Origin of the sequence: Pantoea sp. MBD-2R (genome assembly GCF_039134845.1) — a bacterium.
Lineage (GTDB): Bacteria > Pseudomonadota > Gammaproteobacteria > Enterobacterales > Enterobacteriaceae > Erwinia.
The window spans coordinates 2,832,407-2,851,210 of record NZ_CP152417.1 but is presented as its reverse complement, the minus strand read 5'-3'; the positions used below and the strand labels follow the sequence as shown (position 1 = coordinate 2,851,210).

Genomic DNA, 18,804 nt, shown 5'->3' with positions numbered 1-18,804 from the left:
GCCGCGGCTGAATCAGGCATCCATTACATCCCACCACAGTTTATTCAGCGGATAGTAACGGTCACCCGTTTCAGGACGCTTTTCCCATGGCTTATCGATAATATAGTGAACGTTCTTCACTTCGCCCATTTCCCACATAGCAGCATGCTGGAAGGGTAACGTTTTCAGTGCGTTGTAAATATAGGGCAGGGGTTTCCAGCGCTGATGATAATAATCGTTGAGGAAATCCTGTTCTGCAAACAGATAGCGCGAGAGATCGCTAAGTTCCGCCAGCTTTTCCAGCATATCTTCATAAACCGCACGGTCCGGGCGTAATACCAGGAAACCGCCGTTGAGGTAGTTATCCACCTCATCCAGCTGTTCGGTGTGGTCGACCGACCGGCAGTAGCTGTAGAAACAGTTTTCTGGCCGCCAGCTTTTTGGATAGCTGGGAATTTTGTTCGGATTGCAGCGGCAGGCGTGGCAGGCGGCAATTTCGTCCTCCGCCAGCGGCAGCGTAAATAATTCATCCATATTCTGGATGACCAACATGTCGGCATCGAGAAAGACAATGCGTTCAAATTCGGTCAGCTGCCAGACCGCCAGCTTGGTCCACACCTCGGAAAAGCGCGCGTTGGCATAATTATGCTCAAGGCTGCTGTTCGGACTGACAGGCTGAACTTCGCGCACCAGACAGCCTTCGTTCTCCAGCGTCTGGCGACTGCGGGCATCAATATTTTCCGTGACCATTACCGCCAGCGGATAGCGGCTGCCGACTTTTTTCAGCGACTTTTGCAGCGCCTGAACGCCGATCAAATAGCCCGGCTGCGTCAGCAGGGTTGCCCATGCCTTCATTGGCACTCTCCTCAATCAATCTAATAATTCTGCGGTAAACGCATTGTCAAATTTACGCTGCGGGTCGAGTTCGTCCCGCACCTGGCGAAACGCGTCCCACTGAGGATAAATTTCTGGCCAGTTATAAAGCGCAGCGTCAAAATATTTTCCCCAGTGCGGTCTGCCGCCTTCAGCGGCTAACACTTTTTCAATCGCCTGCAGGAAACTGACACCCTCTTCAGAAAGCGAGCCGTCCTCAGCATAATAAACCACAAAGCCAAAGAAGCAGGTATCCGCACCATACGATGGGCTGAGCCAGGCGTCCGACGGGCCAGTGCAGCGTAAAATTATGGGATAATGCATATGCGGCTGTGTTTCACTGTGCCACTGCTTAATCTTACGGATCACCTCGGCCGTACGCGCTAAAGGAATGCCGATTTCGACATTGATTTGCGGCGTGGCGATGCCCCGGCAAAAGACCTGGTAAACGTCACCGGTGACGTCGGAAAAATCTTTAAACCGCGTTACGGTACGGAAGGGTTTACCGTTTTCATCCACGATTTTTGTGTCGCTGCGCATATGCTCCAGCGTCTGTTCAATCGTTTCATTCATCGCATCGCTGGTTTCTTCCTGCTTGATCAGCTCGCTATTGTTGGCGTGGTATTGCGCAACTTCTTCGCTATTGGCTTCACGTGCGGCCCAGACGTGCACCTGGTTTTCGTTTGGGAACCACCAGGCTTTACTCAGCGCATAATTCTGGTTCCAGTCATAAATATCCTGTTCCAGCGTATCGCCGCTTACCGCATTTTTGTAACAGGTATAAATCAGCGAAGGGGTCGTGCGCAGCGTCACCTGAGTCACCACGCCTAAACTGCCAAGACCCAGTTGTACGGCATGAAACTTGGGGTGTTGACGATCGAAATCGGCAACCGTGCCGTCCGCCAGCACCATGCGGATGCTTAACGCTTCGTCGGCAATAGAGCTTTGCTGTAAACCCTGACCATGTGTACCGGTTGCCAGCGCGCCTGCCAGCGTTTGCGAGGCGATGACCCCGGGCGAAGAGGGCAACATTTTGCCTTCGGCAGTCAGCACTTCGTACACTTCATGCATCAGCGTGCCGCCCGCAAACGTGGCGCTGTGTTCGTCAAGGCTAATCAGACCGCGTAAACGGCTCATATCAACCAGAGTGTCGCCCTTGTTTGCCAGCGCCAGCATACGGCCTGGCGACATGCGACTGCCCATAATACGGATTTTACCGGTACTGGTCGCAATCAGCTGCTGCAACTCTTTTTCGTTTTCCGGAATGCTCACGGCATTTTTTACCGCAAGCGTGGCGTTCTGTGCCCAGTTCCATACTTTGCCGTCTTCGGCATTAGGGTGGCGGCGGGGATAGCCGGCATATTCGCGTGCCATTAATTAACTCCTGGTATATGGCTAAAAAACGTGAAAAGCGCGGAAACGAGCTTTCGTGATTAAACCCCAATAAGGGTAGCTGAATTGCCCCGGAACGTCAGGCTTCAGGGTGAAAAAAACTGTACACTCTGTTTCGGTATTGTACAGGTTTATTCAGGAAGGTCTTAAATAACGCAGCGTGGCATCAACCACCAGTTGGCGATTTCGGGCAATACTTTGCTGCTCGTTTTCGTCGCCGCCAAACAGCGTGTGAAAGGTGTAGCGGTTCGAAACGTTATGCGTACAGATGCTGCTGATCAGACGGTGCACGTCCACCGTGTCGGCATCAGCATTGAAGACGCCGGCGGCTTTGCCACGTATCAGGATGTTCTCCAACACGTCGAGCGCGCTCTGATTCAGCTCTTTGATGCGTGACGACTGGCTAATATAGCGGCCGCGCATCAGATTTTCGCTGCACACCAGCCGCATAAAATCGGGATGTGAGATATGGTAATCGAAGCTGGCTTCGGCCAGTTTCTGCATGGCCAGCAACGGCGGCATCTCGGCAAGATTCAGACGGGTCTCATGCTGACGAATAGCCTGATAAACCTGCTCCAGCACTGCCATGTACAAATTTTCTTTATTGCTGAAGTGATAAACCACCATGCGTTTGGTGGTTTGCGCATGTCCGGCAATCTGTTCCATGCGTGCGCCCTGTAAGCCAAATTCGGCAAAAGTCGCAAGCGCACCGGCAAGGATACGTTTCTTTAACCCTTCCGGGTCGTTTTTTCGCTTGATGATAGCTGGCATAGCGGGTCAGATAATCCGAGATGTGGCGGGGCCATGTAAGTAACTTGAACAGATAATCATACCATAAATCGCCGGTGAGATTTGCGCTATTCACCGCGAATCCGCCGTCTGGCCGCAGCCTAAAGCCAGATTCCGGCTAAAGACGGAAGAATATGATATTTCCCCTCACGGGGTGCCTGAGGTTAAAACTGTCTTACCGCAAATATCCATTCACAGAATTGCAGGAGAACGTCATGAAACCCTCGGGCCTGAAAAAGTTATTTGCTACTCTCACCGACTGGCTTTCCTCGCCGCTGCCGCTGGAAGAGAGCGTTGATCCCTCAAGGCTGAGTGAGTCTCTGCTGCCGATCAGCCAGCTGTATGGCTTCGAGATGAGTTATCTGCGCGCGAGGGCCTTCAGTGAAAAATAACCGCTATCGCCTGACGCTCCGCTTCTGCTACTGGAATGAACTGTGCGCTCCTGACTGATTTTCGAACCGGGTATCTGTAAAGGTACCCAGATTTCATTTGCCTGCAATGCTTTAATGCAGCGGCCAGTCAGCGTACAGGTTCAGCGCCGCCTGACGGATAGCATCAAGGCTTTGTTCAAACGCTTCGGCGGACATCTGTTCGAACCGGGCGTGGTTTTCTTCGCGACCATGCAGTTCAATCGCTTCCAGCGCGGGCTGAAGATTATCCGGCAAAGACGACCAGTCTTTTAACGTCATCCCTTTCAGATAGCCAATACACCACTCTTCAACGATGGTCACTTCCTGACCCTGTTCAGTACTGGTGCCAAATAGCGGGTCAAACTGGTCGGGATAATCGCGCAGGCGTTCAGCAATATCGTTCATATGCTGAGAGACCAGATCGACAAAGCGCTGATGCTCCTGAGGCGATGCCCATTCCGGATCGTGCCCTTTACCGCCCCAGATCGCGGCCTGTAAATCTTCTGGCTTGATCTGCCCAGGCCCGGTAAGCGCGGCGGTCAGTAAACCATCCAGCTCCGATGCGTCGATAACCGCATCATCATTGCCGTGGTTCATCAGGATATCGTCCAGCCACTCCAGTTCGTCCGCCGTCAGTGGTCCTTGTTGCATGTCATAACCCCTTATATATCCGTTAATTAGCGCAGTAAGGCGCTATTTTCAACGCCGCTCACCTAAAAAGCTACCGTACATCGTTAAAAAGCGGCTTTCAGCAGCGGTATTGTCTGCACTACCAGCGCATCGGTGCAAACTTTGATTGTTATTATGATGCCTTTTTAGCCAGCCGAAAATAAAAATGACCACGCAAAATATGTCGACAGGCTTTTGAGCCTTCACGTATTGTGCGAACCGGAAAAGCAAAAAGCCCGCTTAAGTTTCCTTAAGCGGGCTTCTCTAATATGGCTCCTCTGACTGGACTCGAACCAGTGACATACGGATTAACAGTCCGCCGTTCTACCGACTGAACTACAGAGGAATCGGTTGATGGGGCGCATATTAGCGGGGCAGGCCCGGCGTGTCAACACTAAAAAACCCGATAGCTTTCAACTGGCTGGGAATAACTCAATCCGCACAGTTAATGAACGATGCTGCCATTTTGCCTCGATTCAGCTTCCCGGCCAGCACGCCTGGGATCCTGGCGGTAAAAGCGGCAAAACCGTTCATACAGCTGAGGAAAGCGTTCCGCCAGTAAAGCAGGCGCGCTAAAGAAGTATTCCGACAGCACGGCGAAGCACTCGGCCGGATCGCTGGCCGCGTAGGCATCGATAGTTGCCGCGTTCTCGCCTACCGAATCTATTTCATCCTGAATACTGGTCATCGCCGCGTTCAGCTCGCGCTCCCAGCCGGCCACGTCGCGCAGCGGCATTGCCGGCACGCCATTAGCGTAGTCGCTGCCCCGGGCATCCAGTTTATGGGCCACTTCATGAATAATCAGGTTATAACCTGAAAGATCAAATGAGTCCTGCACATCCAGCCAGTTCAGCACGATGGGGCCTTGCTGCCAGCTTTGACCTGACTGGACCATACGCTCGCGGTGCACAAGGCCAAATTCATCCTGCCACTCGTCGTCCACCATAAAAGGAGCGGGATAGATCAGCACCTCATGAAAACCATCGAGCCATTCGTAACCGAGATTGAGCACGGGCAGGCAAAAAAGCAGGGCGACACGCGCAGATTTCACATCGTCGAGAACGAAATCCTGCAAAGCCAGCAGCCGTTTCTGTTGCAGAAAGCGCTGGGCAAGCTGGATGAGCTTTTGCCGATCGCTCTCACTTAGCGTTTGCAGCAATGGGATTGCCAGTGCCTGCTGCCAGGGCAGATTATCAGCCGTTTTGGTTTTCCAGGGCCATTTGATCATCATGCAACCCAATTCGGTGGAGGAGGTATTACCATGCCGCAGCATACTGTTAACCGCAACTGTTACATTCGGCAATAGGATAAACGTTTTCGCGTATGGACGCAGAGCGGCAATTTAATCAGTAAATTCAGAGAGAATCTGTGATCGCAGGTGGGTGAGGAGCAAAATAAGCATCCCGGCTGGCGATCTCAGCCGGGATGAACGTCATCAGACGCGTTTAAATTCGATGACCCAAACCCAGGGATTCACTTCCCAGCTTGTGCCGCCATACTGCAGCGCCCACTGTTTGCGGTAGCTGTCTTTCGGGGAGATCACTTCATTGTGCATAGTGAAAAAGTTATTCAGGAAGTGAGAGTCAGTTTGCACGCCTTCAGCAAAAATATCGTCATCGCTGATGTCCTGAATCTTCTCAACCCGCACCGCCGTTACCAGCAAATTGATGCGGCTTGCCCAGCGCGGCATATGGATGCCCGCCTGCCAGCCGAACTGATCGTCTTCCTCAGCGGCGCTGGAAAAGGTTCCGGTATCGGCACGATATTGACAATAGTCAGGCGTTTTAAACCGTTCGGGATTACGTTCGTATTCGGCCATTTCTTCCGGGGGAATTACCGGGCCTCGCCAGGTTTCTCTCACCCATAAACGGTCGCCGGGCTGCCCAAAAGGACAGTGGTAACTTAAGTTTCCCATGCCCATTACGCGGTTGCCCTGGAGGTGGTTGTTTAAGACATCAATGCCATAACAGCCTTCGTGGTTATCTTGTCCTGGTCCAAAGAGTTGGGATTTCATAATGCGCCGGGTCTGGCTCTGTTGGCCTGAGAGCAGTGCTCGCACCCGTTGATCGTTAAACAAAATCGGGCGTTCTTTCATGGTTTGACCCCTGTTACTTATTTGGTTAAGGCACCGATCGCAGCCATTACTTAAATGACAATACAGATTAATCTGAACTTTAGCCTGCGTGGAACTGTGTGTGTTTTAAATCAAATGAAACATAAGCTGAGCTTTTTTATTTAAGCTACCTGTTCCGCCTTGTACTCTTCAGGGACAAGGGCGGCATTTTCGCAGGTCTGACCTGCGGGTTCAGGCCCAACAATCCTCGCGATCATAAATTTGACATATGCCGTCTTTACAATCTCTTACGTTAACAGCAGCCTGAGACAATCTGTTACTGTTACGACGCTCCGCTGCCAGAATCGATTGTGGGTTGATGATGATTCTAACTTACTGTGCGTCAAAATGCCGATAACTTATTACAAAAAGTACATTATTAATGTTTAACCATTTGCATAAAAAATCAGCAATTAAAGGCTGGGTAAAAACCTGAAAAACCAAAACGCATTGCGAAAATGTGAAGATAAGCGCTATAAACAGAGAAGGGTGGCATCGGGCCCGCTGCCCTTATCTACAGTGGATGAGCGTTAACCCACTGACATCTCTACAAGTTCAAACTATAAGGAGAAGTCTATGACTCTTAATCACTGGCAACGCCGCTTTGAAAGCTGGCTGCATGCGACATGGCCTCAGGATGATAAAGCTCACGACGTCGCGCATTTACGTCGAGTCTGGCTGACTGCCCAGCGTATTATGAAAGACACACCGGCTGATGAGCTGGTTGTGCTTACCGGGTGTTATTTTCATGACATCGTTAACCTGCCTAAAAATCATCCAGAGCGTCACCTGGCTTCCGCAAAGGCCGCCGTTGAGACGCGTCGGATCCTGCTGGACGTTTTCCCTGATTTTCCTGAAGAGAAACATGATGCGGTATCGCATGCCGTTCACGCTCACAGCTTTAGCGCGGGTGTGGTAGCAGAAACGTTAGAAGCGCAAATCGTGCAGGATGCCGATCGACTGGAATCATTAGGCGCAATAGGACTGGCTCGCGTGTTTTATGTTTCCGGTGCGCTGGGACGTTCGCTGTTTGACAGCTTCGACCCCTTGGGTAAGGAGCGGCCTTTAAACGATGCGGAATGGGCGCTGGATCATTTTCAGAAAAAATTACTTAAGCTGCCTGAGACCATGCATACCGAAGAGGGGCGCCGGCTGGCGCGTCATAATGCCGATTTTTTGGTGACCTACATGGCAAAGCTGTGCGCCGAGCTGAACGGGGATTTTTGCGCGCTGGATCAGGATGTATTACAGGCGTTTGCCACGAGTCACTAAAATATTAAATTTTTGTGACAGTATGGTTATGCACAAGCTTTCATGCGAGGGTGTTGCGGTCATTTATCAGGAGATTCGGACATGACTACCGACACCGTTAGCTTAACAATAAAAATCGATCCAAATCTGAAAGAAACGCTGAAAACGCTGGCCACGGAAAATCAAATTTCGCTCAGTCAGGAGGTTAGTCAGCGTCTGCACAGTAGCCTGACAACGTATCCGCATCCCACCGTGGATAACCTGGATACGTCCGAAGAGGTCGATGCGCAATTAACGTCCAGTGAACTTAAGCAAATCCGTGCGTTGCTGAAAAAATCGAAAAAGAAAAAATAGTGTTACCCCATCCTCAGGATGGGGTCAGTCAGCAATCGACGGAATCATGCCTGCTCATCATCACCGTAATAGAGGACGCCCAGCTTAATCAGCTGGCGGCCCTGGCTTTTACGGTGAAGATTAGTGTCACGCAGCGAGTAGACGCAGCCGCAATATTCCTGCTGATAAAAACGTTCGCGCTTGCTGATATCAATCATGCGTGCTGAACCGCCTTTTTTCCGCCAATTGTAATCCCAGTAGGTCAGATTATCGTAAGGCGCGGCGGCGCGTTTGCCGCAATCGTTAATTTGCTGCATGTTTTTCCAGCGGGAGATCCCCAGACAGCTGGAAATAACCGGAAAACCATGTTCATGAGCATACAGCGCGGTGCGTTCAAAGCGCATGTCGAAACACATGGTGCAACGTACGCCGCGTTCGGGTTCCCACTCCATTCCTTTTGCGCGTTCAAACCAGTTATCCGTATCATAATCAGCGTCCACAAAAGGCACGCCGTTCTTTTCTGCGAAGCGGATATTCTCCTCTTTACGCAACAGATACTCTTTCTGTGGATGAATATTCGGGTTGTAGAAGAAAATGGTGTAATCAATCCCGGCGGCCGCAATGGCCTCCATGACTTCGCCAGAGCAGGGCGCACAGCACGAGTGCAGCAGCAGTTTACTGGCACCGTTTGGCAGGCTCAGGGGCGGGCGTGAGATGTCGCTCATGACGTCAGGCTCCATGAATGGGTCAAAAAAACAGAGCAAGTTTAAGCTCAGGCTCGCAGGATGTCACGGATTGTGCCCCGGCTGCTGTGTAAATCGCCAGTTGAGTCAGTTAGCGCCTGGCTTTGATGCAGTGAAGTGATAAACTGCCAGGCTCAATCCTTATTGATGAGTGACTATGAGCGAGTTCGACAGTAGCGGCGAAGCACCTCTGCAGGCGCAGCAAAAATATCAGCAGGATCGTCAGCGAGTAGAGCAATTACTGGAAATCTACGATCTGAAAACGCTGGCGGCAACGTTACAGCAGGCCGGCCAGTCTGCCTGGACACGCGACACGCTTAGCCGCTGGGTTAAAGGCAGCAGCGCCATGACGGTTTTGACCGAGGCCGAAATAACGGCACTGGACAACCTGCTGCCTGCGCCGCCCGCTCATCATCCGCATTATGCATTCCGTTTTATTGACCTCTTTGCCGGTATTGGCGGCATTCGCAGCGGTTTCGAAGCGATTGGGGGTCAGTGCGTGTTTACCAGTGAGTGGAACAAGTACTCGGTAAAAACTTACCGCGCGAACTGGTATTGCGATCCAGAAAGTCACGTTTTCAATCAGGACATTCGTGATGTCACTTTAAGCGCAAAGCCTGACGTCAGCGAGCAGGAGGCTTACCAGCATATTAACCGGCAGGTGCCGGATCATGATGTGCTGCTGGCGGGTTTCCCCTGCCAGCCTTTTTCGCTGGCGGGCGTGTCGAAAAAAAACGCGCTGGGCCGGGCTCACGGCTTTGAGTGTGAAGCGCAGGGCACGCTGTTTTTTGACGTGGCCCGTATTATCACCGCTAAAAAACCGGCCATTTTTGTGCTGGAAAACGTCAAAAATCTGAAGAGCCATGATAAAGGCAATACCTTCCGCGTGATTATGGAGACGCTGGACGAACTGGGTTATGACGTGGCGGATGCTGATGCCAGCGGCGCAGCCGATCCTAAAATCATCGACGGGAAACATTTTTTGCCGCAGCACCGCGAGCGCATTGTGCTGGTGGGGTTTCGACGTGATTTAAAACTGCCGCAATTCAGCCTCAGCGCGCTGAAAACGCTCTATCCTCAGCAGCGAACGCCGCTGCGCGATCTGCTGGAGCCCGCGGTGGATGCTAAATACATCCTGACGCCCGTGCTGTGGAAATACCTCTATAATTATGCGAAGAAACATCAGGCTAAAGGTAATGGCTTTGGCTACGGCCTGGTGGATCCGCAGCTGGAAAATGGCGTGGTGCGTACGCTCTCCGCGCGTTATTACAAAGACGGATCGGAAATTCTTATTGACCGTGGCTGGGATCGCCAGCTGGGTGAAAGAGATTTTGATGATGCGGACAATCAGCAGCGCCGTCCACGTCGTTTGACGCCGAGGGAATGTGCACGCCTGATGGGCTTTGAAAAGCCAGACCAGCGCTTTCGTATTCCCGTTTCAGACAGTCAGGCTTACCGCCAGTTTGGTAACTCAGTGGTTGTGCCGGCGTTTGCGGCGGTAGCGAAACTGCTGCTGCCGTGGATTAAGCAGGCGGTGCAGGCGCGGCAGGGGAATTAGAACGCCTGACCCTCAAGGAGACAGTATGGCTGACGTTCACTCATCGATAATTCGTAGCAAGAACATGCGGGCCATACGCACGCGGGACACGGCGATTGAAAACCGGCTGGCCGAACAGCTGGCCGAGCTGGGTTTCAGCTATCGCGTGCAGGACAAAAGCCTGCCTGGACGGCCCGATTTTGTGCTGGATCGCCATCAGGCGATTGTCTTTGTGCATGGCTGTTTCTGGCATCACCACCACTGCCATCTCTTTAAAGTACCTGCAACCCGCACCGCTTTCTGGATGGAAAAAATAGACGGCAACGTTGAGCGCGATAAACGCGCGGTTGCTGAACTGAGCGCTGCGGGCTGGAAGGTACTGGTGGTATGGGAGTGCGCACTGCGCGGAAAAACTAAACTGGCATCAGAAGCGCTAGGCGCCCGCCTGGAAGAGTGGCTGTTTGCCGCAGAAGGCAATGCCGAAATCGACGGGCAGGGAGTTCGCCCTCTGAGCTGATCCCTGCCTGCCACAAGAGAATTAGTCCGCTTTAGTGACCGGTTTGATCACCGGTTTGCAGGGAATGAGATATTTTCCCAACGTCACCAGAATTACCGCCAGAACGATAACTGCCAGCGCCAGCCACTCGCGCGGGGTGAGGCTTTCGCCCGCAAAACTAATGCCCAGCAGCACGGCGACAACCGGATTTACATAGGCGTAGCTGGTGGCAATAGCCGGGCTAACGTTGCGAATCAGGAACATATAGGCATTGATGGCGATGATCGAGCCAAACAGGCTGAGATAGCCCAGCGCCAGAAAACCCGGTAATGCAGGGGCGGCATGCAGCTTTTCGCCGCTTAGCTGGCTGGCCGTCAGCAGAACCACGCCCGCTGCCAGCATCTCAATCGCGCCCGCCATCATGCCTGTGGGCAAATTAATACGCGATCCCCAGACCGAACCAAACGCCCAGCTTAGCGAGCCGGCCAGGATCATCAATGCGCCCCACGGATTATTGCCAAGATGGCCGCCGCTGTTCAGCAGGATAATGCCCACCAGCCCAACGGCAATCCCTAACCATTCAATCCAGCGGGTTGCAATGCCGAACAGGCGGCTGAAGCACATAGCGAACAGCGGCACGGTCGCGACCATCACAGCCGCAATGCCGGACGGGACATTCTGATGCTCGGCCACCGTAACCGCGCCGTTACCGGCAGCCAGCAGCATAATGCCGACCAGCGCGGCATTCCCGGCCTGACGCCAGCTGGGAAGCCTGTCGCCGCGCAGCAATAAGAAGGCTGTAAGAATTACCCCTGCCAGCAGAAAACGCAGCCCGGCCATCATCATTGGGGGCCAGCTTTCCACCCCGACACGGATCACGAAATAGGTCGATCCCCAGATAAAATAGAGGGCGAACAATGAGGCCAGAAGTGGAAGCAGGGCAGGCGCGCGGCGTAACATAATTTTTCCTGAAGCCGGATAAAGAGCGCTACGTTAGCGTTAAAAAAAGATTTCAACCAGATGAAATCTCGCTTTTTTTGCCAATCAGGACGATTCAGATCACATAATTTGCATCCCTCGTTCATAATTGCTTAGATCACACTCTTTAACATCTTCTGTCTACGGTGGATTATGGCCAGTATCAAACTCACAGTCAGACGACTGTATAAAATCAGCGGCGAACGAATGGTCAACACCACGGCTACCGCGCGCATTTTTGTGGGCAACACGCTGGTGGCGACAGAAGAGATCGCGGGTCAAACCGAAAGCCCGGTCAGTAAATATGTGCATCACGCACAAGCGGAAGGGCCGGTTCGCGTAGAGTGGGATTGTGACGGTATTGCCGATATCTCGGTAGCCGAAGTGCAGGTTTGTCCCTGCTGTCAGCATGACTAAATAAGGAAGGAAATTTTGGCAGGAAGTAGTTTACTGACATTACTGGATGATATTGCCACGCTGCTGGATGATATTTCGGTGATGGGAAAAGTGGCGGCAAAGAAGACCGCTGGCGTATTGGGTGACGATCTGTCGCTAAATGCACAGCAGGTTAGCGGCGTAAAGGCTAATCGCGAACTGCCGGTAGTGTGGGGCGTGGCGAAAGGCTCTTTCCTGAATAAGCTGATTTTGGTGCCGCTGGCGTTGGTCATTAGCGCGCTGGCACCCTGGGCGATTACGCCTTTGCTGATGCTGGGTGGTGCCTATCTTTGCTATGAAGGGGTGGAAAAAGTCTTCCACAGCCTGCATAAGGATGAAAACGCGAAAACGCCTGAGGCCAGAGAGCAACGCATCCGCAAGCTCAATCCGCAGGAAGCCGCCGTCTATGAAAAGAAAAAAATCAAAGGCGCAGTGCGCACCGACTTTATTCTTTCCGCGGAGATTGTCGCAATCACCCTGGGTATTGTTTCCGACGCGCCGCTACTGAATCAGGTCGTTATACTGGCAGGCATCGCCATTCTGGTGACGGTTGGGGTGTATGGCATCGTAGCCTGTATCGTTAAAATTGACGATTTGGGCCTGTGGCTGAAAGAGAAGTCCTCCGCGCTGGCACAAGGCGTGGGTGGTCTGCTGTTGACGCTGGCACCAAAAATGATGAAGGTGCTGTCCGTTGTCGGCACGCTGGCAATGTTCCTGGTCGGTGGCGGCATTATCGCCCACGGCGTGCCGCTGCTGCATCACTACATTGAGCACGTCAGTGCAGGCTTTAGCGGAATGATCGCCTCGCTTATCAGCAACCTGGCCAACCTGGTGCTGGGATTCATCGTGGGATCGATTGTGCTTTTTGCGGTAAATCTGGCTGGTAAACTGCGAAAACAATCAGTATAAAGGCAGCCCTCAAGTGCTAAGTAACCTGGAGCAATGATGAAAGACGATATTTTTGAATTCGATATTGATGCCGAACTGGAACAGGCGGAAGCCAATGCCGAGAAAAAAGCCAGCGAAGTCCCGGCTGATTTAGGCGATGAAGCTGACTGCGAAGGTTGCAAAATCTAACTGCCTTTCAAAGCGAGTAATGAACTTTACTCGCTTTTTTTATTTTTCGCATTTTCAACTGCATATTTTTATTTAACAAAACTTTTACCTGCAATTAACGGAATAAATGCGGAGCGGCTGCTATACCTTAATTTCCGCCCGCAAATAGTACGCTCAGCGCAGGAGATGAAAGATGATTCTGGTCAGTGAGGAAGTGCAGCTTAAAGAAGGTGGGCCATCGATGATTGTTACCGGCTATGCCAGCGGAATGGTCGAGTGCCGCTGGTACGACGGCTATAGCGTAAGGCGGGAGGCCTTCCATGAAAATGAGCTTTGCGCTCTGAACCCGGAGCAAACTCAACTTGCCAGCTAGCCCACACTGAACAGGACGATACTTCCGTCCTGTTTCTTTTCATCTCCCGCCTGTACCCCTGTCGCTCAGTTATACTTTCCCCTCGTTGTCCTCTTCGACTGCCTGATAGATGCGCTGCATAATATCCGGGAAAGCGGACTGTACGCGGCTCCAGCTGGGAATAAACGGCTTTTCGTTAGGGCGTTCAATAAACGACTGTCCGGCTTCCAGAATCGACTGGGTAAACATTTCCACGGCCGCTTCCTCAGCGTGCTGGTCGAATTTCAGGCCGTTCATCGCAGCATCATGGCTGTAGATCTCCATCATATCCAGCGCGTTACGGTAGTAGGTTGCTTTCAGGACGCGGAAGGAGTCGCTGGTGATATTGACGCCCATCGTCGCCATTTTACGCAGCAGCGATTGCACGATATCGTTACTCATGCGGCGCAGACCGCCGGTGCCGTCCTCTTCCGAAAGCGGCTGATGTTTGTGGTCATAGTGATGCGCAATCTCTACCTGACAACTTTGACGGGTAATATAGTTGCGGTAGATCTCCGACAGCACGCCTATTTCAAGCCCCCAGTCGCCGGGTATTTTAATGTTATTCAGCACGTGAGTACGCATCGCAAACTCGCCGGAAAGGGGGTAGCGGAAGCTGGCAAGGTATTCCAGGTATTCGGAGTGACCATAAACTTTTTGCAGCGAACGCAGCAGCGGGCCAACCAATAATCTTCCCACTCTGCCATTAAGCTTGTTATCTGCAACGCGGGCGTAAAAGCCTTTACAAAACTCATACTGAAACGCCGGATTTGCCAGCGGATAGAGCAGGCGTGCCAGCATGCCTCGTTCATACGTCACGATGTCACAGTCATGAAGCGCGACGCAGGCTGAACGTTCTGAGGCCAGCGTGTAGCCGGTACAAAACCAGACGTTGCGGCCTTTACCGGGTTGAGAAGGGGACAGACCCTCTTTGTCCAGCTCGGCATCAATCGCTTTCAGGCGTGGGCCGTCGTTCCATAAAATGCGGTGACGCTGCGGCAGGCGTGAAAAGAATTCCCGAGCGTAAAGAAACTGGTCGCGGTCAGCGCGATCCAGCCCGATAACGATCTCCTCCAGATAGGGAACTTTAGCCAGTTCATCAACAATATGGCCCAGTGCCGGGCCTTCCAGTTCCGAAAAAAGCGACGGCAGGATCAGTCCCATTTTGCGCCGTCTGGCAAAGCGAACCAGATCTTTCTCCAGCTCCTCTACCGGGCGGGCGGTGAGATTGTGAAAATTCGTTATAACGCCGTTCTGGAAAAAATCACTCATCGCGTTCCCCTTATAATCCGCCTGAAATCACCGGATATCGTCACGTTAATCCTGGATAAAATGTGTCAGGCCTTCGCTCCATCCTTCAGGACCAAAGCCTGTACTGTAAAAAACACGGTCTTTATCCTCTCTTTTTAATTCAACGCTGTTTTTACTGTAGCCCTTAATCACCACGGCGTAATCGACCTTATCCAGCATCGGCGCATCGTTTGGCCCGTCACCTAAACCGATGGTAATGTAGCGCTGACCGGTCGGATGGGCGTAATGCGTTAACAGCCATTCCAGCGCGGCACCTTTGCCGCTGCCCTGGCTCATCACGTGCCAGAACCTTCCGCCCTGCACCAGTTCCAGACTGTCGGCGGCCAGCGCCTGCTGGAAAGCCGTAAACTGTTCCGTAGTATCCCGCCAGATCACACTTTCTGAACCTTCACGTGCTCGGGCAAGCGTGGCGTCATGCGGCGTCAGGCCTGTCCATTCCGCCACCTCTTTTTCAGTCACATCGGAAAAACCGGTAAATTTGAAACCGTGCTGGTCGCGCAAGCGCTGCAAAACGTGGCAAATATCGTCATAACTTCTGGCAGACTTTGCCTGAACCTGGCCTTCCAGCTTAACAACGGCACCGTTTTCAGCAATAAAAGGCGCGCCTACTATTCCCAGCGAGCGCTGCAACGGCACAATTTCTGCGGCGGTTTTGCTGGAGCAAACCACCAAAGGCACATCTGCGCGGGTAAGGCGATTCAGCCATGGCTGCGCGGGTAGCCAGCTGTAGGAGTGATGATCCAGCAATGAGCCATCCAAATCCGTCACTATCATTAGCGGGTCATGTAGTTTTGGCATCGCCTTACCTCCTCATGCCGTTAAAAAATGCAGGATAATCAGAAAGTATAGAGCCATCCGCATGCGCTGCTGGCGTTTTTAGCGTTAACAAGAGGAGAGGAGGAATAACAGGCTGGAAAAAGGCAAAAAAAAGCCCGCGCTGCGCGGGCAAAAATCCTTGTTACTTTTTAGGTTGACTGCCCCTTTGGGGTTGGTGCAGTGGGGACAGTGTAGGCTTTCAGGTTGTCAAAAGTCTCACCAGAAAACGTTAAAAAAACGAAAAGGAAGTCACCCCGTTAACATTACGTTGTTTTACACGCCATTTCGCGCAAATTGCAACATAACCGCTATACTTATCAACCGATTACAAAATAAACTGATTGTCCACGCTATGGAGGCGACATGGATTTTTTACGTATCGTTATTGCTATTCTTTTACCGCCGCTGGGCGTTTTTATGCAGGTTGGCTTCGGCGGTGCCTTCTGGTTAAATATCTTGTTGACGCTGTGCGGTTATATCCCAGGCATCGTGCATGCCGTATGGGTAATTGCACGCCGTTAAGCCACGCTGATGCGTTTTATCAGAACCTGATGGATTAATGGAGAGGGTGAAATGAAAGTAAACGATCGTGTGACGGTCAAAACGGATGGCGGACCGCGCCGTCCGGGAACGGTACTGGCGGTAGAAGATTTCAGTGAGGGAACAATGTATCTGGTTTCGCTGGAAGATTATCCGCAGGGAGTTTGGTTCTTTAATGAGACAGGTCACGCGGACGGAATTTTTGTAGAACCGCATGCCCAGAGCTGACAGCGCACAGACAATTCAGGTAAAGGGGCGATTTAACTCGCCCCTTATTCTTTTTACCGAATCAGGTTCAGTTATTCATTTGCCTTATGAGCAGGCAAAAAAAACCGGCTTGCGCCGGCTTTCTTCAGATTCATCGAACGTTAACGTAGATACCGCTGGTTACGTTGTCAGTCAGGCGAACCACATGATAAATAACTTGTTTGTTGTGTGTTTTAATTTTACGTTTAATGTTTCCTTTATGCGAGGAAACCGTCTTGGCCTTAATTTGCATCTTGTCCGATATTTGAATCGTATCGTGGCCAGACATCCACATTTTCAACATGTTTGACTCGGTCTGGCTCAGCGTCAATGGGTGAACATCGAAGCCTGCAGAGTAACGAGGGGAAACATTGAGTTTCTTTTGAAAATAGGAAATTAATAAATTATCCAGAGTTGCTGGCTTGATCGATTTTGACGTAATAATCAAGTTCTTACGAACGTAGAGGTATTCCTCAAAATGGATATTGGAGATAGCCATAAAGATAAAGAACAGTGTATCAGGGTGCTGCATAATAATGGTTCTTATGCGCTGGCTGGCGTCTGCTTCATGAATGAAGCAATCCTCGTTAATAAAAACCACACCCGGCTGAAGCTGTTGGCATTTCGTTTGTAACTGATCGATATCATTTACGGAAGTTATATTTTTCTTTTTCACTCCCTTTACTGACATATAATCTGTAAGCCCTAGTCGTGTATAGCTGCATGAATCCATTATAATTGTTGGCATAATAGCGACCCTCACCAAATTGTTATCCGTTTAAATCAACGATGAATTACGCGTTTGTATAGTTACGAGAGTAATATGTTCTGTTTTCAATTTTATTATATGTACTTAGTACTGAATCCGCAGCGTTAGCACGTTCCATCCATGCTTGATATTACCGTTAAGTTTGGGCGACATAACGCACAACCAAAGCACCGAAAACAGTCAGAACGGAGGATCCGGCTGACGGTTTGTCTTAGCACAGCATGTAGCTTTGTTTTTGTGAACCGAGCCACTATCGCGCAGAACGCGGAAAAATCTGATAGGACGATTCCTAAAAAACATTCACTCTGCGAATGTGTATCGCGAAAAGTGTTGCTGACAATGCCGTAAAACGCGGTTTGATACAAGGGAAACAACAAAAAATAAAATTTCCATTAAAAACAGTTAGTTTTGCGAAACGTCAACTTTAACTTATTCGCAACAATCAACCCGTTTCGTTAAACAAAATACGCTAACATCGATTTAATAAGAATAATTTTCATTGCGCGAGGCGATTTATCAGATTTTCCTTAAGACTATTCTGGTAAAACCGGTTTGAAAAATGCACAAAAACATTCTACCTGCTTACCAATGATATTATCACCAGTACACAATACTTAAGTTTATCTGGATGGCAATTCGCTCAAAATTCCAGCGAGCAAATCAAATACTTCGCTGAACAGGTGCTCGCAGAAGGGGGCAAGGAGCGGCATCATCAGGCTCATAAAGATGATTCCGATCGATAAGGTGATGGGAAAACCAATGGCGAAAACCGACAGCTGAGATGCAACACGGTTTAACAAACCCAGGGCCAGGTTAAGGGTAAGTAACAAGGTTATCAACGGTAGCGCTAATCGCATGCCATTAAGGAAAATTAAACCGGCTGCCTTCGTTAAAGCCAGAAACGCATTGCCATTGATCAGATTGCCGCCGATCGGCAGCGTTTGAAAACTGTCTGCGACCATTGAGATTAGCCACAGATGTCCGTTGAAAGACAAAAACAGCAGCATGGCGAGCATATCCAGAAAACGCGCCAGCACCGGCATGTTCAGGCGGCTGGCCGGATCGAAAAAGGTGGCGAAAGAAAGTCCCATTTGCAACCCAATCACTTCCCCGGCGGTTCTGACCGCGGCGAAGGCGAATTGCATCGTAAAACCGATAGCCACGCCAATAAGAATCTGCTGAATCAGCAGCCAGAAGCCGCCAATTGAGAAAATACTCACGTTGACCGGCGGCAGGGTTGGGATCAGCACCCAGGTAATCATCAGACCGAGGCCCAGCTTGACCTTTTTGCTGATGGATTTTTCGCTTAACAGCGGAGCAGTCATGATCAACGCCAGCACGCGCGCCAGGGGCCAGAACAATTGCCCCATCCATAACACTAATTGACTGCTGTCGAAGTTAATCATTTAACCGATGATATTAGGCAGATTGCTGAAGAGGGTGCGCATGTAATCCAGAATCAGATTCAGCATCCACGGGCCGGCAACCACGATGGTGGCAACAACGGCAAGAATTTTAGGGATAAACGACAGGGTTTGTTCGTTGATTTGCGTTGCAGCCTGCAACAGGCTGATCACCAGTCCGCTGACCAGCGCTGCAACTAACAGCGGGGCGGCTAACGCCAGCGCAACGTGCAGCGCATCTTGCCCCATAACCATTACCGATTCAGGTGTCATA

The 18,804-nt window shown here is 51.1% G+C and carries 24 protein-coding genes and 1 tRNA gene; 11 read left to right on the top strand and 14 right to left on the bottom strand.

The window, feature by feature from the left end:
* Positions 1-12: 12 nt before the first annotated feature.
* The 3 genes from AAGQ96_RS13255 to AAGQ96_RS13245 form a co-directional block, all read right to left on the bottom strand.
* Positions 13-834, bottom strand: coding sequence for a glycosyltransferase family 8 protein (locus AAGQ96_RS13255; RefSeq protein ID WP_147198672.1), 822 nt, complete (start codon positions 832-834; stop codon positions 13-15).
* Between the two features lie 15 nt (positions 835-849).
* Positions 850-2,226, bottom strand: a complete 1,377-nt coding sequence (locus tag AAGQ96_RS13250; RefSeq protein ID WP_147198671.1) for a D-arabinono-1,4-lactone oxidase — start codon at positions 2,224-2,226, stop codon at positions 850-852.
* Between the two features lie 153 nt (positions 2,227-2,379).
* Positions 2,380-3,015: a TetR family transcriptional regulator gene (locus AAGQ96_RS13245; RefSeq protein ID WP_342753792.1), complete on the bottom strand. Its 636-nt coding sequence runs from the start codon at positions 3,013-3,015 to the stop codon at positions 2,380-2,382.
* 233 nt (positions 3,016-3,248) lie between these two features.
* Between AAGQ96_RS13245 and AAGQ96_RS13240 the strand changes: the two genes are divergently transcribed.
* Entirely contained in the window at positions 3,249-3,425 is a 177-nt protein-coding gene (locus AAGQ96_RS13240; RefSeq protein ID WP_168199633.1) for a hypothetical protein, read from the top strand.
* Between the two features lie 111 nt (positions 3,426-3,536).
* On the opposite strand, the gene AAGQ96_RS13235 is transcribed toward AAGQ96_RS13240, so the two are convergent.
* The 4 genes from AAGQ96_RS13235 to AAGQ96_RS13220 all read right to left on the bottom strand — a co-directional run bounded on the left by AAGQ96_RS13235 (position 3,537) and on the right by AAGQ96_RS13220 (position 6,207).
* Positions 3,537-4,094, bottom strand: coding sequence for a UPF0149 family protein (locus AAGQ96_RS13235; RefSeq protein ID WP_342753790.1), 558 nt, complete (start codon positions 4,092-4,094; stop codon positions 3,537-3,539).
* Between the two features lie 288 nt (positions 4,095-4,382).
* Positions 4,383-4,458: transfer RNA gene (locus AAGQ96_RS13230), tRNA-Asn, on the bottom strand.
* A 99-nt stretch (positions 4,459-4,557) separates the two neighbouring features.
* On the bottom strand, positions 4,558-5,340 hold the full coding sequence (gene mtfA / locus AAGQ96_RS13225; protein WP_342755564.1) for a DgsA anti-repressor MtfA: 783 nt from the start codon (positions 5,338-5,340) through the stop codon (positions 4,558-4,560).
* A 207-nt stretch (positions 5,341-5,547) separates the two neighbouring features.
* Positions 5,548-6,207, bottom strand: coding sequence for a hypothetical protein (locus AAGQ96_RS13220; protein WP_147198603.1), 660 nt, complete (start codon positions 6,205-6,207; stop codon positions 5,548-5,550).
* 594 nt (positions 6,208-6,801) lie between these two features.
* On the opposite strand from AAGQ96_RS13220, the gene AAGQ96_RS13215 reads away from it, so the two are divergent.
* Both AAGQ96_RS13215 and AAGQ96_RS13210 read left to right on the top strand, forming a co-directional pair.
* The gene (locus AAGQ96_RS13215) at positions 6,802-7,497 is read left to right on the top strand and encodes a phosphohydrolase (protein ID WP_147198602.1); all 696 of its coding nucleotides are present in this window, start codon (positions 6,802-6,804) and stop codon (positions 7,495-7,497) included.
* An 81-nt stretch (positions 7,498-7,578) separates the two neighbouring features.
* Positions 7,579-7,830, top strand: coding sequence for a hypothetical protein (locus tag AAGQ96_RS13210; RefSeq protein ID WP_147198601.1), 252 nt, complete (start codon positions 7,579-7,581; stop codon positions 7,828-7,830).
* Between the two features lie 44 nt (positions 7,831-7,874).
* Here AAGQ96_RS13210 and AAGQ96_RS13205 read toward each other — a convergent pair whose 3' ends face one another.
* A complete protein-coding gene (locus AAGQ96_RS13205) occupies positions 7,875-8,534 on the bottom strand; it encodes an epoxyqueuosine reductase QueH (RefSeq protein WP_147198600.1) in 660 nt (219 codons plus the stop codon).
* A gap of 175 nt (positions 8,535-8,709) precedes the next feature.
* On the opposite strand from AAGQ96_RS13205, the gene AAGQ96_RS13200 reads away from it, so the two are divergent.
* Both AAGQ96_RS13200 and vsr read left to right on the top strand, forming a co-directional pair.
* Entirely contained in the window at positions 8,710-10,110 is a 1,401-nt protein-coding gene (locus AAGQ96_RS13200) for a DNA cytosine methyltransferase (RefSeq protein ID WP_342753789.1), read from the top strand.
* A 25-nt stretch (positions 10,111-10,135) separates the two neighbouring features.
* Positions 10,136-10,606: a DNA mismatch endonuclease Vsr gene (gene vsr / locus AAGQ96_RS13195; RefSeq protein ID WP_147198598.1), complete on the top strand. Its 471-nt coding sequence runs from the start codon at positions 10,136-10,138 to the stop codon at positions 10,604-10,606.
* 21 nt (positions 10,607-10,627) lie between these two features.
* Here vsr and yedA read toward each other — a convergent pair whose 3' ends face one another.
* Positions 10,628-11,545, bottom strand: coding sequence for a drug/metabolite exporter YedA (yedA, locus tag AAGQ96_RS13190; RefSeq protein ID WP_147198597.1), 918 nt, complete (start codon positions 11,543-11,545; stop codon positions 10,628-10,630).
* A gap of 171 nt (positions 11,546-11,716) precedes the next feature.
* Here yedA and AAGQ96_RS13185 point away from each other — a divergent pair, with 171 nt between their 5' ends.
* The 4 genes from AAGQ96_RS13185 to AAGQ96_RS13170 all read left to right on the top strand — a co-directional run bounded on the left by AAGQ96_RS13185 (position 11,717) and on the right by AAGQ96_RS13170 (position 13,427).
* A complete protein-coding gene (locus AAGQ96_RS13185) occupies positions 11,717-11,980 on the top strand; it encodes a hypothetical protein (protein ID WP_147198596.1) in 264 nt (87 codons plus the stop codon).
* Positions 11,981-11,995: 15 nt separating this feature from the next.
* A complete protein-coding gene (locus AAGQ96_RS13180) occupies positions 11,996-12,907 on the top strand; it encodes a DUF808 family protein (protein ID WP_147198595.1) in 912 nt (303 codons plus the stop codon).
* Positions 12,908-12,943: 36 nt separating this feature from the next.
* Positions 12,944-13,075 carry a hypothetical protein gene (locus tag AAGQ96_RS13175; protein ID WP_013202694.1) on the top strand — a complete coding sequence of 44 codons (132 nt, stop codon included), beginning with the start codon at positions 12,944-12,946 and terminating at the stop codon, positions 13,073-13,075.
* Between the two features lie 172 nt (positions 13,076-13,247).
* Complete coding sequence (locus AAGQ96_RS13170; RefSeq protein ID WP_342753788.1) at positions 13,248-13,427, top strand: DUF2158 domain-containing protein; 180 nt, start codon at positions 13,248-13,250, stop codon at positions 13,425-13,427.
* A gap of 69 nt (positions 13,428-13,496) precedes the next feature.
* Here AAGQ96_RS13170 and AAGQ96_RS13165 read toward each other — a convergent pair whose 3' ends face one another.
* Together AAGQ96_RS13165 and AAGQ96_RS13160 are read right to left on the bottom strand one after the other, a co-directional pair.
* Entirely contained in the window at positions 13,497-14,717 is a 1,221-nt protein-coding gene (locus tag AAGQ96_RS13165; RefSeq protein WP_147198593.1) for a glycosyl transferase, read from the bottom strand.
* Positions 14,718-14,762: 45 nt separating this feature from the next.
* On the bottom strand, positions 14,763-15,554 hold the full coding sequence (locus AAGQ96_RS13160; RefSeq protein WP_342753787.1) for a mannosyl-3-phosphoglycerate phosphatase-related protein: 792 nt from the start codon (positions 15,552-15,554) through the stop codon (positions 14,763-14,765).
* 381 nt (positions 15,555-15,935) lie between these two features.
* Here AAGQ96_RS13160 and AAGQ96_RS13155 point away from each other — a divergent pair, with 381 nt between their 5' ends.
* Both AAGQ96_RS13155 and dsrB read left to right on the top strand, forming a co-directional pair.
* Positions 15,936-16,094, top strand: coding sequence for a YqaE/Pmp3 family membrane protein (locus AAGQ96_RS13155; RefSeq protein ID WP_017800079.1), 159 nt, complete (start codon positions 15,936-15,938; stop codon positions 16,092-16,094).
* 51 nt (positions 16,095-16,145) lie between these two features.
* Entirely contained in the window at positions 16,146-16,340 is a 195-nt protein-coding gene (gene dsrB, locus AAGQ96_RS13150) for a protein DsrB (protein WP_147198591.1), read from the top strand.
* A 130-nt stretch (positions 16,341-16,470) separates the two neighbouring features.
* On the opposite strand, the gene rcsA is transcribed toward dsrB, so the two are convergent.
* From rcsA to fliQ, 3 genes are all read right to left on the bottom strand, one after another.
* Positions 16,471-17,106 (bottom strand): transcriptional regulator RcsA, encoded by a 636-nt coding sequence (rcsA, locus tag AAGQ96_RS13145; RefSeq protein WP_147198590.1) that lies wholly within the window; start codon positions 17,104-17,106, stop codon positions 16,471-16,473.
* Between the two features lie 641 nt (positions 17,107-17,747).
* On the bottom strand, positions 17,748-18,533 hold the full coding sequence (gene fliR, locus AAGQ96_RS13140) for a flagellar biosynthetic protein FliR (RefSeq protein WP_147198589.1): 786 nt from the start codon (positions 18,531-18,533) through the stop codon (positions 17,748-17,750).
* Positions 18,534-18,803, bottom strand: a complete 270-nt coding sequence (gene fliQ, locus AAGQ96_RS13135; RefSeq protein WP_147198588.1) for a flagellar biosynthesis protein FliQ — start codon at positions 18,801-18,803, stop codon at positions 18,534-18,536.
* Position 18,804 lies beyond the last annotated feature (1 nt).